General features: G+C 69.1%; 18 protein-coding genes. 9 read left to right on the forward strand and 9 right to left on the reverse strand.

Going from position 1 to position 20,368, the window contains the following annotated elements; genetic code table 11:
* Window positions 1-371: 371 nt before the first annotated feature.
* The 3 genes from cydB to ACZ7SW_RS03530 all read left to right on the forward strand — a co-directional run bounded on the left by cydB (window position 372) and on the right by ACZ7SW_RS03530 (window position 6,206).
* On the forward strand, window positions 372-1,379 hold the full coding sequence (cydB, locus tag ACZ7SW_RS03520) for a cytochrome d ubiquinol oxidase subunit II (RefSeq protein ID WP_470228817.1): 1,008 nt from the start codon (window positions 372-374) through the stop codon (window positions 1,377-1,379).
* Window positions 1,380-1,423: 44 nt separating this feature from the next.
* Window positions 1,424-4,954, forward strand: coding sequence for a thiol reductant ABC exporter subunit CydD (gene cydD, locus ACZ7SW_RS03525; RefSeq protein ID WP_470228818.1), 3,531 nt, complete (start codon window positions 1,424-1,426; stop codon window positions 4,952-4,954).
* A 70-nt stretch (window positions 4,955-5,024) separates the two neighbouring features.
* Window positions 5,025-6,206, forward strand: a complete 1,182-nt coding sequence (locus ACZ7SW_RS03530; RefSeq protein WP_470228819.1) for a GAF domain-containing sensor histidine kinase — start codon at window positions 5,025-5,027, stop codon at window positions 6,204-6,206.
* A gap of 946 nt (window positions 6,207-7,152) precedes the next feature.
* Here ACZ7SW_RS03530 and ACZ7SW_RS03535 read toward each other — a convergent pair.
* A complete protein-coding gene (locus tag ACZ7SW_RS03535; RefSeq protein WP_470228820.1) occupies window positions 7,153-8,292 on the reverse strand; it encodes an epoxide hydrolase family protein in 1,140 nt (379 codons plus the stop codon).
* 59 nt (window positions 8,293-8,351) lie between these two features.
* On the opposite strand from ACZ7SW_RS03535, the gene ACZ7SW_RS03540 reads away from it, so the two are divergent.
* Window positions 8,352-9,308, forward strand: coding sequence for a helix-turn-helix transcriptional regulator (locus tag ACZ7SW_RS03540; RefSeq protein ID WP_470228821.1), 957 nt, complete (start codon window positions 8,352-8,354; stop codon window positions 9,306-9,308).
* 1 nt (window position 9,309) lies between these two features.
* On the opposite strand, the gene ACZ7SW_RS03545 is transcribed toward ACZ7SW_RS03540, so the two are convergent.
* A complete protein-coding gene (locus ACZ7SW_RS03545) occupies window positions 9,310-9,936 on the reverse strand; it encodes a response regulator (protein ID WP_009085782.1) in 627 nt (208 codons plus the stop codon).
* Between the two features lie 61 nt (window positions 9,937-9,997).
* Entirely contained in the window at window positions 9,998-10,822 is an 825-nt protein-coding gene (locus ACZ7SW_RS03550; RefSeq protein WP_470228822.1) for an excalibur calcium-binding domain-containing protein, read from the reverse strand.
* Window positions 10,823-11,026: 204 nt separating this feature from the next.
* On the opposite strand from ACZ7SW_RS03550, the gene ACZ7SW_RS03555 reads away from it, so the two are divergent.
* The gene (locus ACZ7SW_RS03555; protein WP_470228823.1) at window positions 11,027-12,445 is read left to right on the forward strand and encodes a 3'-5' exonuclease; all 1,419 of its coding nucleotides are present in this window, start codon (window positions 11,027-11,029) and stop codon (window positions 12,443-12,445) included.
* Here the strand turns inward: ACZ7SW_RS03555 and ACZ7SW_RS03560 are convergent.
* Window positions 12,434-12,754: a nucleotide pyrophosphohydrolase gene (locus tag ACZ7SW_RS03560; protein WP_470228824.1), complete on the reverse strand. Its 321-nt coding sequence runs from the start codon at window positions 12,752-12,754 to the stop codon at window positions 12,434-12,436. The genes ACZ7SW_RS03555 and ACZ7SW_RS03560 overlap by 12 nt on opposite strands.
* Before the next feature lie 108 nt (window positions 12,755-12,862).
* Here ACZ7SW_RS03560 and ACZ7SW_RS03565 point away from each other — a divergent pair, with 108 nt between their 5' ends.
* Window positions 12,863-13,747, forward strand: a complete 885-nt coding sequence (locus ACZ7SW_RS03565) for a hypothetical protein (protein ID WP_470228825.1) — start codon at window positions 12,863-12,865, stop codon at window positions 13,745-13,747.
* Here the strand turns inward: ACZ7SW_RS03565 and ACZ7SW_RS03570 are convergent.
* The 4 genes from ACZ7SW_RS03570 to ACZ7SW_RS03585 all read right to left on the reverse strand — a co-directional run bounded on the left by ACZ7SW_RS03570 (window position 13,744) and on the right by ACZ7SW_RS03585 (window position 17,339).
* A complete protein-coding gene (locus tag ACZ7SW_RS03570) occupies window positions 13,744-15,300 on the reverse strand; it encodes a hypothetical protein (protein ID WP_470228826.1) in 1,557 nt (518 codons plus the stop codon). The genes ACZ7SW_RS03565 and ACZ7SW_RS03570 overlap by 4 nt on opposite strands.
* 34 nt (window positions 15,301-15,334) lie before the next feature.
* Window positions 15,335-15,484: a hypothetical protein gene (locus ACZ7SW_RS03575; protein WP_470228827.1), complete on the reverse strand. Its 150-nt coding sequence runs from the start codon at window positions 15,482-15,484 to the stop codon at window positions 15,335-15,337.
* A 161-nt stretch (window positions 15,485-15,645) separates the two neighbouring features.
* Complete coding sequence (gene coaA / locus ACZ7SW_RS03580; RefSeq protein ID WP_370932613.1) at window positions 15,646-16,581, reverse strand: type I pantothenate kinase; 936 nt, start codon at window positions 16,579-16,581, stop codon at window positions 15,646-15,648.
* 134 nt (window positions 16,582-16,715) lie between these two features.
* Complete coding sequence (locus ACZ7SW_RS03585) at window positions 16,716-17,339, reverse strand: macro domain-containing protein (RefSeq protein WP_470228828.1); 624 nt, start codon at window positions 17,337-17,339, stop codon at window positions 16,716-16,718.
* Window positions 17,340-17,437: 98 nt separating this feature from the next.
* On the opposite strand from ACZ7SW_RS03585, the gene pheA reads away from it, so the two are divergent.
* The 3 genes from pheA to ACZ7SW_RS03600 all read left to right on the forward strand — a co-directional run bounded on the left by pheA (window position 17,438) and on the right by ACZ7SW_RS03600 (window position 19,859).
* The gene (pheA, locus tag ACZ7SW_RS03590) at window positions 17,438-18,343 is read left to right on the forward strand and encodes a prephenate dehydratase (protein WP_470228829.1); all 906 of its coding nucleotides are present in this window, start codon (window positions 17,438-17,440) and stop codon (window positions 18,341-18,343) included.
* A gap of 82 nt (window positions 18,344-18,425) precedes the next feature.
* Window positions 18,426-19,043, forward strand: a complete 618-nt coding sequence (locus ACZ7SW_RS03595; protein ID WP_470228830.1) for a histidine phosphatase family protein — start codon at window positions 18,426-18,428, stop codon at window positions 19,041-19,043.
* A gap of 150 nt (window positions 19,044-19,193) precedes the next feature.
* A complete protein-coding gene (locus ACZ7SW_RS03600) occupies window positions 19,194-19,859 on the forward strand; it encodes a DUF4232 domain-containing protein (protein ID WP_470228831.1) in 666 nt (221 codons plus the stop codon).
* Between the two features lie 50 nt (window positions 19,860-19,909).
* Here ACZ7SW_RS03600 and ACZ7SW_RS03605 read toward each other — a convergent pair whose 3' ends face one another.
* On the reverse strand, window positions 19,910-20,368 hold the full coding sequence (locus ACZ7SW_RS03605) for a hypothetical protein (protein WP_470228832.1): 459 nt from the start codon (window positions 20,366-20,368) through the stop codon (window positions 19,910-19,912).

Raw genomic sequence — 20,368 nt, forward strand, 5'->3', positions numbered from 1 at the left:
GACGAGCTTGCCGTGCTGACCGGTCTAGCCGCGAACCCCGCGACGAACCGATCCGCCGCAACGACGCACAACCACGCGCCTTCGCCCACAGCACCGAACGGCCCCGCCCCAACGCACTCCGCCCCGGCTCCTCCCGCCCCGCCGCACCAGCCGACGCGAACCTTTGCCGCAACCCCCTCCGCCGCGAACGCAGCCCCCACCCTCACCGGGGGGACGCCCCGTACCCAGCGTAATCGTGCGGTGGCTCTCGCGGGTTACCCACAGCGAATCTGTGGACAACTCGCCGGGTTGTGGATAACTCAGGGCCATCGTGGGGACAACCCGGTGGCCGACCGGATGACGCCGGCGGGTGCCGGGCGAGGTGAGTGGGGATGACACTCGAAACGCTGTGGTTCGCGATCGTCGCGCTGTTCTGGCTGGGGTATCTCTTCCTCGAAGGATTCGACTTCGGGGTCGGGATGCTGCTGCCGGTGCTCGGGAAGACGAACACCGAGCGGCGCGTCCTCGTCAACACGATCGGGCCAGTCTGGGACGGCAACGAGGTCTGGCTGATCGTCGCGGCCGGGGCGACCTTCGCGGCGTTCCCCGGCTGGTACGCCTCGCTTTTCTCGGGTGCCTACCTCCCGCTGTTGCTCGTCCTCCTCGCGCTCATCGGGCGCGGCGTCGCGTTCGAGTACCGCGGCAAGGTCGACTCCGAACGGTGGCGGCGCGTCTGGGACCGCGTGATCATCATCGGTTCATGGGTTCCTCCGCTGGGCGTCGGGCTGCTGCTCGCGACCACTGTGCTCGGCCTGCCGCTCGACGCGCAGGGCAACCGCGTCGGCTCGCCGTTCGAGTCCGTTCGGTGGGAGACGCTCCTGGGCGCGGTGGCCATCGTCGGCTTCTCGCTCGTGCACGGCGCGGCCTTCCTCGCCCTGAAAACCAGCGGTGACCTGAGGGAACGTGCGCGCACGCTGGCGCTGCGCATCCTTCCGGTCGGGCTGTTGCCGTTGGTCGCGTTCCTGGTGGTCGTCCAGGTCCGCGAAGGAAAACCGTGGACGCTGATCTCGCTGGTGATCGTCGTCCTCGCCGCGGTGGTGGCGTGGCTGCGGCTCCACGTCGACCGCGACGGGCAGGCGTTCGCCGCGCTCGCGGTCGTCATCACGGGTGCCGCGGTGACCTTCTTCGGCGCGCTCTACCCGAACGTCCTTCCGTCCACATTGGACCCGGCGCACTCGCTGACCATCATGAACACCGCGGTCAGCCACTACACGCTGACGGTGATGACCTGGGTCGGCGCGTTCGGGGCGCCAGCGGTGCTGATCTACCAAGGTTGGACCTACTGGGTTTTCCGCAAGCGCATCGGCGTCCAGCACATCCCGGCGGTGCACGCACCATGACCGAACTTCCCGGCCGCGCACCCCTTTCCGCCACGAGGTCCCCCATGGACCCAGTGCGGCCGGGCAAGGGTCCGCTCGGCGCGCTCTCGGCCTTGGGGCCGGCCGCGCGCCGAGCACTGACCCTGGTCGCGGTGCTGTCGTTCGGGAACGCGGTTTTCCTTGTCGGACAAGCTTTTCTGTTAGCGGACCTCCTCGCGGACGTGGTCTCCGAGGGGCTGGGGGAAGGGGGCCGCACCGTCCAGTTGGCTGTCCTGTTCGCGCTCGTCGTGGGCCGCGCGGGCACCAGCTGGGCGGTGCGGGTTGTCTCCGCACGCGCCGCCGCGACCGCGCAACGCGACCTGCGCGCTCGCGTCGTCGACCACGCGTTGCGCCTCGGCCCGGAATGGCTGGCCCGGCGCGGCCACGGCGAACTCACGACGCTCGTCACGCGCGGCCTCGACGCACTCGACTCCTACTTCCGCGAGTACCTGCCCGCTCTCGTCACCGCCGCGGTCGTCCCGCTCGCGGCGGGCGCGGCGATCCTGTGGACAGATTGGCCATCGGCGGTAATCGTCGCCGCGACGGTTCCGTTGCTGCCGATGTTCGCCGTCCTGGTAGGAAAATTCACCGCCGACCGCGTTTCCGGCGCGACGGACGCAGTGCACCGGATGTCCGGTCTGCTGCTCGAACTGGTGCGGGCGTTGCCGGTGCTCACCGCGTTCCGGCGGGCTGACGCACAGGCCGAAACCGTGCGGAAACTGTCGGAACGGCATCGTCGCGCGACGCTCAAGACGTTGCGGGTTGCGTTCTCCTCGGCGTTCGTGCTGGAACTCGCGGCGACGCTGTCGGTCGCGCTAGTGGCGGTCGTCATCGGCGTACGGGTCGTCTCGGGATCGCTCCCGCTGGCGATCGGGCTCGGCGTGCTGATCCTCGTTCCCGAGTGCTACCAGCCGATCCGCGCGGTCGGCGCGGCGTTCCACGCGAGCGAGGACGGGGTGGAAGCGGTCCGCCGGGTGACTGCGGTGCTCGCGGAGCCGGTCCCGGCCGAGGGAACGCGCACCGCGCCCTGTGGATCGTTGGTTGTGTCCGACCTAAAAGTCGCCCGGCGCGGCGGATTCGCCCCGGACGGCGAGAGGTTCTCGGTCAGTCGCGGCCAGATCGTGTGGCTGCGCGCACCGAGCGGTGGCGGCAAATCGACAACGCTGGCGACGTTGCTGGGTTTCGTACCGTCTTACGACGGGTCGGTGATGGCAGGTGACGTCCCGCTCGCCGAAGCCGACCTCGAACGGTGGCGCGCCGGTATCGCGTGGGTCCCGCAGTCGCCGGTCTTCAGTGGCGGCACTGTGCGGGAAGAACTTGCTGGACCCGACGTTGACGCAGTGCTCGGCGAACTCGGCTTGCACGGTCTCGCCGACCGTCCGGTCGACCGGCTTTCCCTGGGGCAACGCCAGCGCGTCGCCGTGGCTCGGGCGTTGCTGCGCGTTCAGTCGGGTGCCTGGTTGCTGCTGCTGGACGAGCCGACCGCGCACCTGGACGACGTCAACGCGCGGCGGGTGTTGGACGCTGTCGAGCGAGCGGTCGAAAACGGTGCGGCGGCGGTAATCGCTGCTCACGAACGTTCTGTCGCAGTGGCTGTTTCGGACTCCTCGCCCACGGCAGCACTTGAGTCCACTTCAGACAGTGTCGACGCACAACCGCTTCCCTGGCGGATGTTGCTTGACCGAAGGCTCTTCTCCGGTGCCTTCTTGGGTGCATTGGCGCTCTTGGCCGGGATCGCCCTTACCGCGACTTCCGGTTGGCTAATCGCCAAAGCGTCCTTGCAGCCACCGATTCTGACCCTGACGGTCGCGGTCGTCGGGGTACGCGCGTTCGGGCTGGGACGAGCCGGGCTCCGGTACGTCGAACGGCTCGTGACGCACGACGCCGCCTTCCGGATCGCCGGACGGTTGCGGGTTCGGCTGTGGAATGCGTTGGTGCGCTTGGGTCCGGCGCGCAGCCTCGAAGCCGGGGAGAGCCAGCGACGGCTGGTGACGGATGTCGACACGGTGCGGGATTTGCTGCCGCGAGTCGTATCGCCGCCGATCGCGGTCGGGTTGGTCGCGGCCGGGGCGATCGCGGTGCAGACGATCGTCTTGCCGTCGGCCGGTTTGGTGCTGGCCCTGACGGTGCTGATCGGTTTAGCGGCACCGGCGGTCGCGCTGCGCTTGGAGCGACGGGCGACTTCAGCCCTCGCGGCCGGCCGACGTGACGTCGCGGCGCGGGTTTTGGTGCTGTTCTCGTCGGCGGCGGAGTTGCTCGCTTACGGCCGAGCGGCTTCGCGTCGCCGCGACCTGGCGTCGACGGACACGCAACTGGCAGCCGACACCCGGCGGCAGGCGTTCGGCGCGGGTGCGGCGGATGCGCTAATTACGCTGGCGACTGGGGCAGCTGCGGTGGTCAGCACAATGCTGGCCGCAGCGGCGGTCGGCCGCGGGGAATTGGCGGGCGTGCTGGCTCCGCTGCTGGCGTTGGTGCCGTTGGCCCTGGCCGAGGTGTTGGCGCTGCTGCCGCAGGCCGCGGTGCATTGGGACACGCTGCGGGCGGCTCGGGTCCGGCTTGGTGCGGTGGTTGGCGAGCCGGAGGTTGGGCGTTCGCGCGATGCGGCTGGTTCTGGGAGTGCGCACGAAGAAGGACGCGTGGTTGCTGGACCGGCGGGTGTGCGGGGTGGGGCGGCTTCTGTCGGGAGTGCGTACGACGAAGGCTGCGTGGTCGCCGGACCGGTGGGCGTGCGGGGTGGGGCGGCTTCTGTCGGGAGTGCGTACGACGAAAGCCGCGTGGTTGCTGGACCGGTGGGCGTGCGGGGTGAGACAACTTCTGCTGGGAGTGCGTACGAAGAAGTAGGCCGCGCGGTTGCCGAACCGTCGAGCGGGCGGGGCCGGGGCGAGGCAGCGTCCGCCGTCGCTCGGGTCGCGGGCGAGCTGGACCACCCGGCCGCAGTTCGGTTGCGGGGTGCTGAGCTGGGATGGCCGGGCGGCGAGGCGGTGCTGACGGACGTCGAGCTGAGCGTGCCGACCGGGGCTTACGCGGCGGTTGTCGGGCCGAGCGGGGCGGGGAAGTCCACGTTGGTGGCGGCTTTGCTGGGGTTCCTTCAGCCTCGGGCGGGCGAGGTTGTCGTGCCGGGCAAGGTGGCTTGGGCGCCGCAGGAGCCGATGTTGGTGTCGACGACGGTGGCGGAGAATTTGCGGCTCGCGGATCCGCTGGCGGAGACGTCCGATTTGCGTCGGGTGCTGGATCAGGCGCAGTTGCCGGAGCTGGATTTGGCGACCGTGCTCGACAGCGCGGGGGCCGGGTTGTCCGGTGGGCAGGCGCAGCGGGTGGCGTTGGCGCGGGCGTTGCTGGCGGCTCCGTCGGCGGAGTTGGTGTTGCTCGACGAGCCGACGTCGCACCTTGACGAGCCGACTGCGCGGGCGTTGCGGGCGATGTTGCGTACGGAGCTTGCCGGACGGACGGTCGTGCACGTAACGCACAATGCAGACGAAGAGCTGCAAGCGGACATTGTTTTCGAGGTTCGGGACGGGCGCGTCGTGCGGCGGGCGTTGCCGCGGGTGGCGGCGTGACGGAGGGTTGTTGGTGACGGTCACGATTTCGGGTCTGGGTCTGGGGTCCGCGCTAAGGTCGGAGTTGCTCATGGACCCGACACTCGCCGCGCGCGCCCTCTCCGCGGCCACGGAGATCACCAGCACCGCGTTGTCCGGGGACGATCCGGAGGCGGTGCTGGAAACAGTCGTGGCCAGGGCCGTCGAACTCGCGGACGCCGACCTCGGCCTGGCGATGGTCAGCGCCGACGACGGTCGCGTCGTGGTCGAGGCGGCGTATGGGGTCGACGGTTTGCTCGCCGAGGTGCCGACGGGCGACGCCGAAGGCGGGCCGGTCGGGGAGCTGCGCGGGCTGACACTCGAGACGGACTCCGCCGCGGGTCAGGTCGCGCGCGGCAGCGAGCCGATCGCGGCGGAGGACTTCAGCGTCGATCCGCGCACGGCCCCGTATGTGCCGGATGAACTGCGCGGGTACGGGCCGTTCGCGGCCGCGCCGTTCGGATCCGGCGGACGGGTGCTCGGCGCGCTCACGGTGTATCGGCGGAAGGGGCGCGAGCCGTTCTCCGCGGGCACGGTCGAGATGCTCGCGGCGTTCGCGGCGCAGGCCGGGGTGGTGCTCGCGCTGGCGGAAGGCGCGAACGCGCGGCATCGCGTGACGCTCTACCAGGAGCGCGAACGTATCGCCCGCGAGCTGCACGACGTGATCGTGCAACGGCTCTACGGCACCGGGATGCAGCTGGACCGGGTACGGCGCAACATGCGGAAACGCTTCGCGCAGGCCGATGGAGCCCGGCTGTCCGACGCGATCGACCAGCTGGACCAGACCATCGAGGAAATCCGCGGCACCGTGCGCGCCCTGCGCTCGCCAGAGCCGCGCCACGACCCCGGCACGCCGACGGACCTCGCCGAATCCGCGCGCGGTGAGGTGCGCATCGCCGGCGAGCTGCTCGGCTATCCGCCGACCCTGGAACTGTCTGGCGAGTTCGCCGACATCCCGGCCGAGCGGGCCGACCACATTCGCGCGGCGCTGCGCGAGGCACTGTCCAATGTGGTCCGACACTCCGGTGCGAGCGAGACCCGCGTGACGTTGACCCGCGATGCTGAGGGCGTGAAGCTTCGCGTGCGGGACAACGGATCTGGGGTGCCGCAAGGGGTCGCCACCCGAGGGCTGCGGCATCTGGCCGAGCGTGCTGACGCTGCTGGGGGCCGGTTTTTCCTCAATTCTTCGCCTAGTTTGGGTACGCTGGTTGCGTTTGACCTCCCGCTTGAGTGAGTATTTCGGTGGTTGCGTTGCTGCGCAGGGGTTTCAGTAGTCGCAACGGGTTCGCGACGCTGCTACCGCGTTGCGACGGTTAGCAACACAGTGGACCGCAGCGCGGCGATCGACGATGAAGCAGCCATACCGCAGCGTCGATACTTCAGTGCGGATACTGCAGAGTCGATACTGCAGCGCGACAGCTCTCGTCGCAGCTGCAACGGGGCGTCCGCCACGAAGCTACTCGCAGCTGCGGCGAGGCGTCCGCCACGAAGCCACTCGCAGCTGCGGCGGAATGTCCGCCACGTAGCCACCACGCCGCGACTCCACCACGCCGCGACTCTCCACCACGCCGCAACCTCACCGCACCGCAACAGTTCGCGCTGCGCCGACCGCAGGTAACCGAATTGCCCTGTCCGACAAGGCAATAACCCGTCCTGCGTCGACCGTCTGCGTCGAGTCCCTGTGCCGAGTCCGAAGTGGCAGTTACCGCGCCGCACGCGCACGTCGCGGTAACCACATCGCACCGAGCTATCGCATCGGACTCGTCACGTCAGCCGCGCAGCTTCGCGTGGCTCTGCACTGTGTCGTCGACCCCGCGTCGCGGCGACCTAGCGCAATACCGAAACGCCACCTCGGACCGCAGGGAACGCACTGCGTCTGCGTTTGTCCTGAATCGCTCGCAGCAAACACGCTGTATCAACCTCGCGCCGCTGTGAACCCACCGCTGTGAACACACCGCGCACCAAGAGATTCAGCCTTCACGAGTCATCGAACACGCTCCTTCCCACGCTTCTCGTCTGCCACCGAGCCGTTCCCCATGGTAGCGAGAAATCGAACATCCATTCGGCACTCAATTGGGTGAATCAATCAACGGCAGTCGGCTACCCTCAGCTTCGTCGGGGACGCCGAGAACCCCGTCCGCAGCAACGCGGGCGGGGTTTGGGCGCGGAATCAGCAGGAGTCAGTCGCGGGCAGCGAAGAAAGCGCGAAGGTCGCCGGCGAGGAGGTCGGGGCGTTCCAGCGCCGCGAAGTGACCGCCTTCGGCGAAGCGGCTCCAGTGCACGATGTTCGTGTTGTCGCGTTCGGCGAAGGTCTTGATGGTCTGGAAGTCGTCCTTGAACACTGCCACACCGGTACGCGCGTCGCTCACTCGCGGTTCGTCCTCCGCGCGGGCGTTCTCCAGGTAGCTGCGGCTCATCCCGGAAGCGGCGTTGGCGAACCAGTTCACACTCACCTCCAGCAGGATCTTTTCCAGCGGTACGAGCGAAGTGCCGTTGCCGAAGGAGTTGAACAGCTCGCTGTAGGCGAGTAATCCGATCGGGGAGTCACTGAGGCCGACGGAAACCGTTTGCGGGCGCGAGGCGTTCATCGTGTTGTAGCCACCGACTGATTGAAACCATTGCATGTGCGCGAGACCGGCGTGGTCGGCCGGTTCGAGGCGTTCGAATTCGGCCGGATCGCCGGACGGGAACGAGAACAGCTGCAGGACGTGCAGGCCGAGGAAACCGTCCGGGTTGAGCAAACCGAGCTCCCGGGCGACCATCGCGCCGTTGTCCGAGCCGTGGATTCCGTAACTCTCGTACCCGAGGCCGCGCATCAGCCGGTCGTACGCGGCGGCGACGCGGGCGACTGTCCAGCCGGATTCGGCGACGGGCTGCGAGAAGCCGTAGCCGGGTGCGTCGGGGACGACGACGTCGAAGGCGTCCTCGGCGCGGCCGCCGTAAGCGACCGGGTCGACGAGGCGGTCGATCAGGTCGAGGTAGTCGACCGACGAGCCGGGATAGGTGTGCGCGAGCAGCAGCGGCGTCGCGCCGGGATGGGCGGAGCGGACGTGCACGAAGTGGAACGTCTGGCCGTCGATCTCGGTGGTGAAGTGCGGGAAGGAGTTGATCCGCGCCTCGGCGGCACGCCAGTCGAAGCTCCGCCACGCCTCGATCGCCGTCCGGAGGTAGGCGTTCGGGGTGCCGGCGTCCCAATCGTCGGTCGGCGACGGCTGCGGCAGGCGGGTGCGGGCGAGGCGTTCGTGCAGGTCCGCGAGTTCGGCGTCGGTGACCTCGACGGTGAAGGGGCGGAGGGCGAGGGAGGCGGTCGCGTTCGTCATGAGAAGAACACTAGGAGGCTATTAGGTAGGATTAGATCCTAATAGAAGAAGGAGTTTTGATGGCCGATCCGACGGCGCGGTTGCTGGCGCTTCTCGCCCTGCTTCAGAGTGCGGTCGGGCGGAGCGGCAGGGAGCTGTCGGAACGCCTGGGCGTCTCGGCCCGGACGATCCGGAGCGATGTCGAACGGCTGCGTGACCTGGGCTATCCCGTCGAGGCGACGCGCGGGAACGTCGGCGGCTACCGGCTCGGCTCGGGCGGGAAGCTGCCTCCGCTTCTGCTGGACGACGAGGAGGCGGTGGCGGTCACGGTCGGGCTGCGGGCCGCGGCGGGCATCTCCGGGATCGACGAGGCAGGCACGCGGGCGCTCGCGAAGCTTGAGCAGGTTTTGCCGGCGAGGCTGCGTCCGACGGTCGACGCGCTGCGGTCGACGATCGATCGCGGTCCGGAGAACACCGGCACCGACGCGCCTGATCCGGAGGTCGACGGAGCCGTGCTGCAGGAGATCGCGCGGGCGATCCGGCACGTCGAATGGCTCCGGCTCGACTACGCGGACGAGTTGCGGCTGGTCGAGCCGTACCGGTTGCTCAGCTGGCAACGGCGCTGGTACCTGGTCGCCCGCGATCCGCAGGACGATAGCTGGGCGACCTACCGCGTCGACCTGATGCGGCCGAGGATGCCGACCCGCCGCCGGTTCGAGCCGAATCCCTTGCCTGGCGGGGATTACACCGCCTTCGCGATGCGCACGATCGCGGCGAGCGGCTGGCTCGTGCACGCGCGCCTGCGTATCGACGCCCCGGCGGAGAAGGTGCTGGCGCGGATCAATCCGACAGTCGGCGTCGTCGAACCCGTTGGCGAGAACCAATGTGTGCTGGTCACCGGCGCGGACAGTTTGGACACCGTGGCTGTCTACATTGGAATGTTGATGATGGACTTCACCGTCGAGTCGCCGCCGGAGCTGATCCCGTTGCTGCAGCTGCTGTCCGAACGCTACGGTCGCGCCGTCGCGGGGAGCTGATTCACTTGCCGCGCCGGGCAATCCACGCCGCGGCCTGGGTGCGGCGCTGCATGCCGAGCTTCGCGAGCACGGACGTCACGTAGTTCTTCACCGTTTTTTCGGCGAGGAAAAGACGTTCGGCGATCTCGCGGTTCGACAGCCCCTGCCCGATCAGCTCCAGAACGTCGCGTTCGCGATCGGTCAGGGCGGCCAGCTCGTCGGTCGGCGGATGGCGCAGCTTGTCGAGCACGCGGGCCGTGCTGACCGGGTCGAGCAACGACCGTCCGGCGGCGACCTCGCGGACCGCGTTCACCACGTCCTGCCCGCGAACCTGCTTGAGCAGATAGCCCGAAGCGCCCGCCATGATCGCGCCGACCATGGCTTCCTCGTCGTCGAACGCGGTGAGCATCAGGCAGGCCGGCGGATTCGGCTTGGACCGCAGCTCGCGGCAGAGCGTGATGCCGTCGCCGTCCCCGAGGCGAACATCGACGACCGCGACATCCGGCTCGACGTGCATGGCCACCGCGAGCGCCTCTTCGACGCTCCCGGCCTCGGCGACCACTTCCAGGTCGGCCTCGTCGCTGAGCAGGTCGCGCAGGCCCCGCCGGACGAGTTCGTGGTCGTCTACTAGCAGCACCTGGATCGGCATAACTCCAGGCTACGGGGCTTGGGGCGGTTCGTCTGCCGGTGGTGCCGCAGGACACCAGGAGTCATCGTTCGCAGGCGATTCCGTCGCCGTCGCGATCCAGCGCGGGACGGTAGCCCGGGTCGCCGCGGTGCAGCGGCGTCACTCCCGCGGCTTTCGCGGCCGCACAGTTCTTGTAGTACGCACCGCTCGGCTGTTCGGGCTCCGGCGCGTCCTCGACCGGGGGAGGCGGCGGGGCGGCTTGCTCAGACGTGCGCGGGGCTGGCGGTGCGGGTGTTTCCTTCGGCGGCGTCGGAGTCGGCGTCGGCGTCGCGCTCGGCACCGGAGCCGGCGCGGTGATCATTCCCTTGCAGGGTTCCGCCCACAATCCAGTCGCCGCTTGCTGGGCTGCGTTCGCCGCGTTGCGCAACGAGTCGGAGATGACGTTCCCGGCCAGCCGGGCGTACCCGGCCGAAAGCGTCGCGGTCGCGTAGTCGGTGCCGTCGCTCAACGCGAGTGAGACGCCGTCGGTGGTGTCCGTGGTGATCTTTACTGCCGTGCCGGCGAGCTTGTTATTGGCCCAAGTAACGGTTTCCGTGGCGTAGCAGTTGTTCCCGGTCGCCACTTCGAGGCCGAGAATGCGCACGGTGCGATGGCTTCCGTCCGAACCGGCCAGTTCGACGTTAGCGGCGTCGGCGATTTTATCCACGGTGTATGTCACTGGTACCGGAGTTGCTGATGTGGTTACCGGGGGCGGCGCGACCGGCGCGGCCACCGGCTCCGGCGTCGACGACGGCTTTCCGAACACCGCGCCCAGAATGAAGAGAACCGCGAAGGTGCTGAGCACGACCGTCAGCCAGGTCGGGAATTTCAGCTTGGGGCGCGCCGGCGGCGCGGGCGTGGAGTGCATTCGGAAATCCTCTTCCTGAGGCGGGTGCCGAATAGAGTTCGCAAAAGCGGCGGTCAGTGTTACGTGCCAGGGCTTCCCGGACAGGAAAGAGTGAAGGAGAAGTCACGGATAAGTCACAAAGCCAGCGTTTCCCGCGGAGAGTGTGACGGTTTGCCGCGGTCCGGCGATGGCTATGGGGACTGTCCAGGAGAAAGCGCATCCACGATGTCCGAGCTGATCGAACGACTTTCCCTGTCCCCGACCGGGAAGGTGCCCGCGAGCGACACGGAATTCACCGCGATCGACGTGAAGACGACCGGACTGCACGCCGGTCGCGTCCTGGAGGTCGCCGCGATCCGGTTCCGCGGGGACGGGACGTTCCTCGGCGAGTTCGCGACGGTCGTCGCCGCGGACGCGAACCGGCGCAATCCGCACCGCATCACCGCGGCCGAACTGGCCGGTGCACCAGCTTTCGGCGACATCCTCAGCCAGTTGTTCGATCTGTGCCGAGGCGCGGTTGTCGTGGTCCACGACCTATCCTCGGCGGAGGGGCTCCTCGCCGAGATCCGCCAGCTAGGCGTCCGGCTGCCGCCGCTGCCGGGCATCTCGCTCAAGGACACCGCGCAGGCGACGTTGCCGCTGCCCAACTGCCGGCTCGCCACCATCGCCCGCGCCTTCGGCATCGAGGACTTCCCCGGCTACCTCGCCGAACCGGCCGCTCGGGCGTGCGCGCAGGCGATGATCGCTCTCGTCGGCACGCACGGGTTGCGATTGGCGCAGCCAGTGCGTTTTCCGGAACTGCCGCGGTACGCGGCGGGGGCGGCACCTCTGCGCCGGTCGGTTGACGGTGCGGAGAAGGGCTGGATGGCCGAGGCGGTCGACCGGGTTTCCGAGGGAGACGGCGGACCCGTCGAGCAGGCTTACCTCGATTTGCTCGCCGAGGCGGTCGGCGACCAGTTCCTGACCGACGAGGAGGTCTCGGCGCTCGCTGGCCTCGCGGCTGAAGCTGGACTGCCCGCGGCGGAGGTCCGGCGGGTGCAGGCCGGTTTCGTCGCTGAGCTGCGCCGGGTCGCGGAGGCCGACGGGGTGGTGACCTCCGCCGAGTACCGCGAACTGCGTCAGGTCGCGGAGGCGCTCGGGGTGCTGGAAGTGGTGGTGGACCTCAGGGTCACCGCCACTGGGCACAAGCCGACGAGGGTCCTCGTGCTCGGTGCGACGGCGGATGCGGACCAGGTGCGGGCGCGGGTGCTGTCGGAGGGGTTCCAGCTGGCGAAGAACCTGACGGGCTCGGTCACGCACCTGGTGTACGACTCGGGGGTGCGCGAGTCCGAACCGCGGCTTTCCCGGGCGCTCGAACTCGGTGCGCACGTCGTGCGGCTGGACGAGGCTCCGGTGCGGTTGGGCTTCGAGAGCGCTCCTGTCCCGCCGCCGAGGCACCAGAAGGCACCGTCGGGCAGCGGCCGGCCGGTCGGGCGGGTGCTGATCGGAATCGGACTCGTCCTGATGGTCCTCACGGTCGCCGCGATGTTCGGCGGTGCCGGGCTGGGGCCGGGGATCGTGCTGGCTGTCCTCGCGGTCGGTGCGCTGATCGGCGGCTGGTATCTCGACGAGACGAAGCGGGTCGCGACTGGATCACCGGGCTAGCGGAGGGAACCTCTTCTCGTTTCGGTCCACCTTCGCGTTCGCCGCCTCCAGCAGGTCGATTCCCAGCACATCCGCCAGCCGGACCAGGTACAGCATCACGTCGGCGATTTCATCTTGGACGTTGAACTCCTGCGTCGGGTCCGCGCGCCAGTTCGCGGCTTCCTCCGGCGTCAGCCACTGGAACAGGGCGATCAGCTCGCCCACTTCGCCGGACAGGGCCATCGTCAGGTTTTTCGGGGTGTGGAACGGTTCCCAGTCCCGGGCGGCGGCGAAGTCGCGGAGGCGCTGGGTGAGGTCGTCTAAGGTCACTGGACCTGACTATCACGCACGGTGCTCACCTGGGGTGTCCGGGTTGGGCCGAAAAGAGTACGCCGTTGGCCCACACGCCGGTTACGGGCGATACGGCAGACTGTTCGCGTGAGCGTCCCCGACCCGGTCGAGTACACCGCCAAAATCGGTGCGGTTCTCGATACTGTGCGGCGGCTGCTCGACTCCGGCAGCCGCGCTGATCTCGCGCCGCTCGCCCGGCGGGCGGTGGACGACATCGTGGGCATGCTCGAACAGCACAGCGACCTCGCCGCCGACCTTGAGGAGCGGCTTGACCAGGCGGTCGCGTTGTACGCGCGGGCTTGTGCGGCTCGGCCGCCGGAGCCGGGGCAGCTCGCGGACTGGGTGCTGGAGGCGGCGTTCAGCGGGCGGGCGGTCGCGGTGGCTGATTTCGCGGCGGCGCTCGGGGAATCCGGACTCGCGCGGATGAAGTCCATTGTGGACGAAGTACTGCGCGGGAAATCCGAAAAGCTCGAGATCGCGCAGCGGCTGCAGGAGGAAATCGCCGAGGCCAGCGGGGACGTGGACGGGCTGGTCGCCATTCTCGCGGCCAAGCCGCCGCGGGTGGACGTCAGTCTCAAGATTGTCCGGGTGTTGCGGTCGGCTGGGCGGCACGGCGAGGCGATCGCGTATGCGGCGCGGGTGTTGACTCCGCAGCGGGTGGAGAAGCCGCAGGAGAAGCTTCGGCGGGTGGAGAAGCCGCAGCGGAAAGAAGCACCGCCGCAGACAGAGACACCGCAAGAAGACTCGATCCCGGAGTATCGCGAGCGGATCGAGCAGTTGATCGCGCAGAAAGAAGCGGGCGCGTACCGGGAAGCGGCGCAGTGCCTCAAAAAACTGCGCACTCTGCACAAACAAGCGGGTACGGCGGAGGAGTTCACCGGCTACGTCGCCGAGCTGGTGAACGTCCACCGCCGCAAAACCCGGTTGCTCGCGGAGATCCGGTCGGCCCGGATCGCGCTTCCGAAGGGCTAGATCTCGGCCAAGGCGGCGCGGTAGGCGTCCAGGTCGTAATCCAGCTGGTCTTCTTCCTCGGTTTCGGTCAACTGTCCTTCGAGGACAGTCACCAAGCGGTCGAGGACGTCAGTGCGGGAAAGGTCCTGCTGCAGCAGGTTCTGCGCGGCGGTCCACACTTCGGCGGGCTCGTCGTCCCACAGCTGGTCCACAATGGACGTCTCGAGGGCGAGCCGGAGACCGTCGGCGCCGTCGAATTCTTCCGCGGCCAGCGACTCGTGGTACTCCGGGTGCGCCCCGATCACCAGCAGCCGGCGCTGTTCCGGGTCGCCCGGGTCCAGGTCGGTCAGCTCCTCGTCACCGATCACTGTGGACAGTTCGGGAACCGCGAAACGGCGGCGGGTCACCACGTCCAGGGCTTCCTCGGCGGATTCGGTGCCGTCGAGGTAATCGCTGAAGTCGTCTTCCTCCTCGTCGTCGTCCGAGAGGTACTCGCCGAGGTATTCGGTCACTTCTTCCAGCAACGCCGCGATCGCGACTTCGGGCAGTCCGGCGCGAGCGGCGGCCCAGCTTGCCCAGGACAGCACGACCGGCGCGACGGAGTCCTCGTCTTCCAGCTCGTATTCGCCGTCCAGCAAGGATTCGAGGAACCGCGCCAGCTTTTCCGGACCGACCCGCAGCGGGGTGGCCGGTTCGGTGCGACAGCCGTGGTCCACCAGCAGGTTGGCGATTTCGCGGGCGGCGTCGGCGTCCGGCAGGTTCGTGTCGGCGAGGAACTGGGTGACGGCTTCCTCGCGCTGCGCGGCGGTCCACTCGGCGACCGGCGGAACCGCGGAGGGCTCCGGCAGCGAACGCGCCCAGGTCAGCGCGATGGCGTGGAATCGCGTGTAGTCCTCGCCGACGTCCGGCTCGTCCTGCGCGTCGGTAGCGGCGATCCCGGAAACCAGCAGCCGATGCGCGTCGGCGGGCTCGATCTTTTCCAGTACGACCAGCTCGCCGTCTTCCTCGACCTGCGAGCGCATTTCGGCGAGCACCTCGTGCGGCTCCTCGATGACCACCAGGTCGCGCACCCGGCCGCCCTCGGTGAAGTCCAGCAGCGCGAGCAGGCCGAGCGTGTGGTCGCCTCGCGAGAACACGCACAGCAGCGACGATTCGTCGCCGTAAACATCCCCGGTGCGCCAGCATTCGCCGACGCTGACCTGCCCGACCTCGGCGGCCCACTCCGGCTCCGGAATGCCCCGGCCGAGCACGACGCCCAGCGCCTCGGCCGCCGCCGAACGCTCCTCTTCGGACTCGGCCAGCACCTTCAGCGCGGCCAGCAGCGCCGCCGCGCCGGGCGTGATCTTGCGCTGTGCGAACGCGATCAGCTCAAGCCCGAGCTGGCTTTCCGGTTCGTCCTCCACGACGACGTCCCGCCACTGCCCGACGACCTCGGAACCGAGCAGGTCGATGTCGAACGGACCGGGCTCGGCCGCGACCGCGGAGAAGTCCCGCAGCACGTCCTTGAACAGACCGTTGACGCTGGGGGCGGTGGGTAGGGAACTCTTCTTGCGCGCGCGGCTCACCGGACTCATGCCGCACATCTTGCCTGGACCCGAAGCTCGGGCCTCAGCTGGTCGGCCCCGCCGTGCTGCGTGCCTTCAGCCGCCGTTCGCGCATCGCCTCGTCGAAGTCGACGACGAACGCCCCCGCGGCCATCGCGACCAGCAGCGTCAATCCCAATACCGCGCCGACCCAGGTCAGGACGATAGTCAACATCGTGGCCTCCTTCGCAGGTCAGGTGCGACATCCTGCTGACTTCAGGGTCGCTCGGGACCGGGGCCGCGGGTATCGGCCAAGTGGTTACGAAGACGCTGGCCGATCGGTCAATTATCCGACCTTTGTGCAGAACGAGACCGGTGAGACGCGTGTGGGTGAACTCAGAGCTTTCGCAGTCGAACACGGTTGATCGCGTGGTCGGCGTCCTTGCGGAGCACGAGCGTCGCGCGCGGCCGGGTCGGCTTGATGTTCTCCATCAGATTCGGCTCGTTGATGGTGCGCCAGAGGTGCCGCGCTTCTTCGCGGGCCTCGTCGTCGTCCAGGCCGGCGAAGTGGTGGAAGTGCGACGCGGGGTCGGCGAACGCGGTGTGCCGCAGCTTCAGGAACCGCTCGACATACCAATGCTCGATGTCGTCGATGTGCGCGTCGACGTAAATCGAGAAGTCGAACAAGTCCGAAACGGTCAGGCTCGGGCCGGGCTGCAGGACGTTCAATCCCTCGATGATGAGGATGTCCGGCCGTTCCACGACCTGCTCCTGGTCCGGGAGGATGTCGTAGGCCAGGTGCGAGTACACCGGCGCGGACACCCGCTCGGCCCCGGACTTCACCTCGGTGACGAACCGCAGCAGCGCGCGCCGGTCGTAGCTTTCCGGGAAACCCTTGCGGTGCATGATCCCGCGCCGGGTCAGCTCGTCGCGCGAGTAGAGGAACCCGTCGGTCGTCACGAGGTCGACGCGCGGGTGGTCGGGCCAGCGGGCGAGAAGCGTGCGCAGGATCCGGGCGGTGGTCGACTTGCCGACCGCGACACTGCCCGCGACGCCGATCACGAACGGGGCTTTGGTGTTGCGACAGTCCTCGCCGAGGAACGTGGTGGTGGCCTCGTACAGCTGTTGCCGGGCCTTCACCTGGAGGTTGATCAGCCGCGAAAGCGGCAGATACACGTCGGCGACCTCGGCGAGATCGATCTGCTCCCCGAGCCCGCGGAGCCGGACCAGCTCGTCCGCGGTCAGCGGCAGCGGAGTGGAGCTGCGCAGCTCCCGCCACTGTTCCCGATGCAGCTCTACATAAGGGCTGAGTTCACGGACCCGTGTGGGCATCGCACACTCCTCGGCCGTCGCCTGCGCTGGCTCCGTACTGGGCTACTTCCGTAACGCCGTATCAACGGTAGGGCTTACCGCGCGTGAACGCGCTGTGATGTGATGCACGCACCCCTGAGCAGGCGGGGATTCGATCACCGAAGGTGACCGTTGGCCCCGAAGACTTCCTGCCACGCCGCGGCTACCTGCCGGGCGCAGGCAGCCGGGGCCACGCCGCCGACGCCGGTGCCGAGACCGGGCATCGCGATCGTCCGGACCGCCGAGGCGACCGGGCCGGAATCCAGCTGTCCGCGCTGCCACTGCAGGAAGACCGCGCGCGCCGCGAGATACGGGTGGACGGTGTCGGCGGGCAGCCGTTCGCCGGGCTCGCGCATGGTCGGCGCGCTGATCAGCCACGCCGGTTCGGGCTCGCCGGTCGGCACGATCACCGACTCGCCGATCGGCAGCTCACCGCCGTAAGAGGCCAGTACCGCGCTGCGCACGCTCTGCTCGATGCCGGGGAACGCGCGGGAGTAGGCCGCGTCGATCCCGCCGCGCATCCAGCCGTAGGAGTTGGCCGGGCTGACCACCGCCTGCGCGGCGATGTCGAGCACCGAACCGCGGTGCACCCGGACGGAGCCGCCGAGGCCCGCCACGGCGGAGGTCCACGCCGCGGCCAACGGTTCATCGACGGCGCACAGCACCAATTCCGGCGTTCGGGGAGGATCCGGCGAAACGGCTTCCCCGTGCCCGGCGTGTGTGCCTGAGTCGGCGGTCACCGTTCCAGCATGGCAAAAAACGCCACCCGGCGTAACCGGTTTAGCCACCGGCTGTCCGAGTGAAAAGCGCCACGCGCGCGGTCGCTAGCCTGACTCTCGTGTTGCGGATCGCGTATTTCGGCCCTCAGGGCACGTTCACCGAGCAGGCCGCCCGCGCGCTCGCGCCGGGCGAGGACCTGACCCCCTACGAGACCGTCCGGCTGGCGCTGCAGGCCGTCCGCGACGGTGCCGCGGACGCCGCGTGCGTGCCCATCGAGAACTCCGTCGAGGGCGTCGTCCCCGCGACGCTCGACGGGCTCAGCGACGGGGACCCGCTCGTCGCCACGGCCGAGACGATCCTGCCCATCCACTTCAGCGTGCTCAAACGGCCGGGCAGCGGCGAAATCCGCACCGTCGCGAGCCATCCGCACGCGCTCGCCCAGGTGCGCGAGTGGCTGGAGGCGAACTTGCCGGACGCCACTCCGGTTGCCTCGTCGTCCACCGCGGCGGCTGCGGTCGGCGTGGTCGAGGGCGATTTCGACGCGGCGGTGTCCGCGCCGGTCGCGATCGAGCACTACCCGCTGGAGGAGCTGGCGACCGGCGTCGCCGACGTCCGCGACGCGCAGACCCGGTTTCTGATGGTGCGCCGTCCGGGCGAGTTGCCCGCGCCCACCGGAGCCGACCGCACGTCGATCGTCGCGGCCGCGGTCAACCGCACCGGGACGCTGTCCGACCTGCTGGTGGAGCTGGCCGGTCGCGGGATCAACCTGACCCGGATCGACGCCCGGCCGACGCGCAGCAACTTCGGCGAGTACCGGTTCTTCATCGACTTCGAGGGCCACGTCGCCGAACCGCGGATCATCGACGCGATGGCAGCCCTGCGCCGACGCTCTCACCTGCGCTTTCTCGGTTCGTACCCGCGGGCGGACGAGGTCGCCGCGACGATCGAGGAAGGCGCGGGGAACCAGGATTTCCTCGACGCGCAAGCGTGGGTCGACGCGGTTCTGAAGGGAAAAGGCGCATGAGCGCAGCTTGCAAGCGAATCATTGCTATTCATGTCGTCGGCTCCAGGATTGCCAGCGTGAAACTCGTCAAGGAGGCGACGGCATGAGGTTGCTGCTGGTCCGGCATGGACAGACGGAGGGGAACGTCCGCCGCGCGCTGGACACCGCGTTGCCTGGTCCGCCGCTCACCGAACTCGGCCGCGAGCAGGCCGCGGCGCTCGCCGCGACGCTGAAAGACGAGCCGATCGTGGCGGTGTACGCGTCGGAGGCGGTGCGCGCGCAGCAGACCGCGGCGCCGCTGGCCGAGGCGTTCGGGTTCGACGTGCAGGTGATCGAGGGCGTCAAGGAGGTCGACGCCGGTGACCTCGAGGGCAACACCGACCTGGACTCGATCGGCATCTACCTGCGCGTGGTGAAGGCGTGGACGGAAGGCGACCTGGAGGTCTCGATCCCCGGCGGCGAGACCGGCACACAGGTGCGCGACCGGATGGTCGGCGCGGCCGACGAGCTGCGGGCGAAGCACGAGGAAACGTCGCCGGACGGGGTGGTCGTGCTGGTCAGCCACGGCGGCGCGATCCGGCTCGCCGGGGAGTGGCTGGCCTCGAACGTGCCCGCCGAGCTGGCGAACGAGGCCCTGATCCCGAATACGAAGTTCGTCGAGCTGGAAGCCCGGGAACACGGATGGGAGTGCTTGCGGTGGGTGGACACCCGCCTTTCGTGAGCGGTTGATCACTCGTGCGGGGAAACGCTGAGTGAACCCGCGTCCGGTGGGGAACTCACCGGACGCGGAGCAACCCCGTCCGGACCTGGCACGTCCTCCGGAAGAGGTTCCACCCAGTTCGGCGTTCACCAGCACAGCGAGGCGAGTGAGATGGCAAACACGAAGAAACCGTGGTTTTCCCTGGTCTTCCTGTCCGCAGTGGGCGCGTCGGGGGCGCTGCTGCTTTCCGCGTGCGGTCAGGGCGCTCCCGCCGCGAGCGGCCCGGCGAGTTCGGACACCCCTTCGAACAGCCCGATGTCGTCGGCGTCGTCCGCCGCGTCGTCGGCCCCTTCTTCCTCGTCGTCCGCGCCCAGCGGCGGCTCGGCTCCGGCCGAGAAGCCGCCCGCTGACAACGGCCTGTGCAAGGCGGGCGACGTGTCCCTGTCGCTGGGCGGCGGCGACGCCGGCGCGGGTTCGGAGTACCGGCCGCTGCTGATCAAGAACACCAGCGGCAAGCCGTGCACCATCCAGGGCTTCCCTGGCGTGTCCTACGTCGGCGGCGAAAACGGGGCGCAGATCGGGCAACCCGCCGAGCGCGACGGCGCCAAGGGCGCGCCGGTGAAGCTGGCTCCCGGCCAGTCCGCCGCGGCGGACCTGCAGCTCGCGCAGGCGCTCAACTTCGACCCCGCCGTCTGCAAGCCGACTCCGGTCAAGGGCCTGCGCGTGTACCTGCCCCAGGAGACGGCGTCGAAGTTCGTGCCGCTCGAGGGCACCGGCTGCGCGGGCACGAAGATCCCGGGCAAGCAGCTCGGCGTGAAGACCGTGCACAAGGCCTGACGCACAAGGCCTGACGCACAAGGCCTGACGGGATCGCTCCGCGCGCGGGGTCAACCCCGCGCGCAGAGTTGTTCCGCCTGGACGACCGCGGCTTGCCCGTCGCGGTTGTCGAAGCGGCTGGTGAGCACCATCTTGTTCACCGCGTCGAGGCTTTTGGCCAGCGGCTGGTAGTTGCCGTCGAAGGTCGCCGCCGCCTTGGCCAGCTCCATCGCGCCGGTGACGCGGTGCACCGAATCGTCGGACATCCGGGTGAACTGCGCCGCGTCGACGCCGCCTGTGGTGTCCGGGATGTGCCCGGCGCGAGCGAACGCGGCACACGCGGCGGCGGCGTCGACATTCGCTCCGGCGCGCTGGCCGGACAGCCCCCACAGCAGCCCGAGCACGCAGCCGCCGAGCACGAACCCGGCGACGGCGGCGAGGACGAGCGGCCGGCGGGCGGCGGAAGGCGGCGGCTCGAGGTCGGTGTCGCGGTCGTCGTCCGGCAGCGGCGGAGTGTCGAGTGCAGTCAT

The organism is Amycolatopsis sp. NPDC114484 (genome assembly GCF_055633755.1).

What these genes read in the sequence shown, in the direction of transcription:
- ACZ7SW_RS03600 (WP_470228831.1), top strand. Translation starts at nt 19,194, where the DNA reads ATGGCAAACACGAAGAAACCGTGGTTTTCCCTGGTCTTCCTGTCCGCA.
- ACZ7SW_RS03575 (WP_470228827.1), bottom strand. Translation starts at nt 15,484, where the DNA reads ATGTTGACTATCGTCCTGACCTGGGTCGGCGCGGTATTGGGATTGACG.
- cydD (WP_470228818.1), top strand. Translation starts at nt 1,424, where the DNA reads ATGGACCCAGTGCGGCCGGGCAAGGGTCCGCTCGGCGCGCTCTCGGCC.
- coaA (WP_370932613.1), bottom strand. Translation starts at nt 16,581, where the DNA reads ATGCCCACACGGGTCCGTGAACTCAGCCCTTATGTAGAGCTGCATCGG.
- cydB (WP_470228817.1), top strand. Translation starts at nt 372, where the DNA reads ATGACACTCGAAACGCTGTGGTTCGCGATCGTCGCGCTGTTCTGGCTG.
- ACZ7SW_RS03595 (WP_470228830.1), top strand. Translation starts at nt 18,426, where the DNA reads ATGAGGTTGCTGCTGGTCCGGCATGGACAGACGGAGGGGAACGTCCGC.
- ACZ7SW_RS03570 (WP_470228826.1), bottom strand. Translation starts at nt 15,300, where the DNA reads ATGAGTCCGGTGAGCCGCGCGCGCAAGAAGAGTTCCCTACCCACCGCC.
- ACZ7SW_RS03550 (WP_470228822.1), bottom strand. Translation starts at nt 10,822, where the DNA reads ATGCACTCCACGCCCGCGCCGCCGGCGCGCCCCAAGCTGAAATTCCCG.
- ACZ7SW_RS03605 (WP_470228832.1), bottom strand. Translation starts at nt 20,368, where the DNA reads ATGACTGCACTCGACACTCCGCCGCTGCCGGACGACGACCGCGACACC.
- ACZ7SW_RS03540 (WP_470228821.1), top strand. Translation starts at nt 8,352, where the DNA reads ATGGCCGATCCGACGGCGCGGTTGCTGGCGCTTCTCGCCCTGCTTCAG.
- ACZ7SW_RS03535 (WP_470228820.1), bottom strand. Translation starts at nt 8,292, where the DNA reads ATGACGAACGCGACCGCCTCCCTCGCCCTCCGCCCCTTCACCGTCGAG.
- ACZ7SW_RS03555 (WP_470228823.1), top strand. Translation starts at nt 11,027, where the DNA reads ATGTCCGAGCTGATCGAACGACTTTCCCTGTCCCCGACCGGGAAGGTG.
- ACZ7SW_RS03530 (WP_470228819.1), top strand. Translation starts at nt 5,025, where the DNA reads ATGGACCCGACACTCGCCGCGCGCGCCCTCTCCGCGGCCACGGAGATC.
- ACZ7SW_RS03545 (WP_009085782.1), bottom strand. Translation starts at nt 9,936, where the DNA reads ATGCCGATCCAGGTGCTGCTAGTAGACGACCACGAACTCGTCCGGCGG.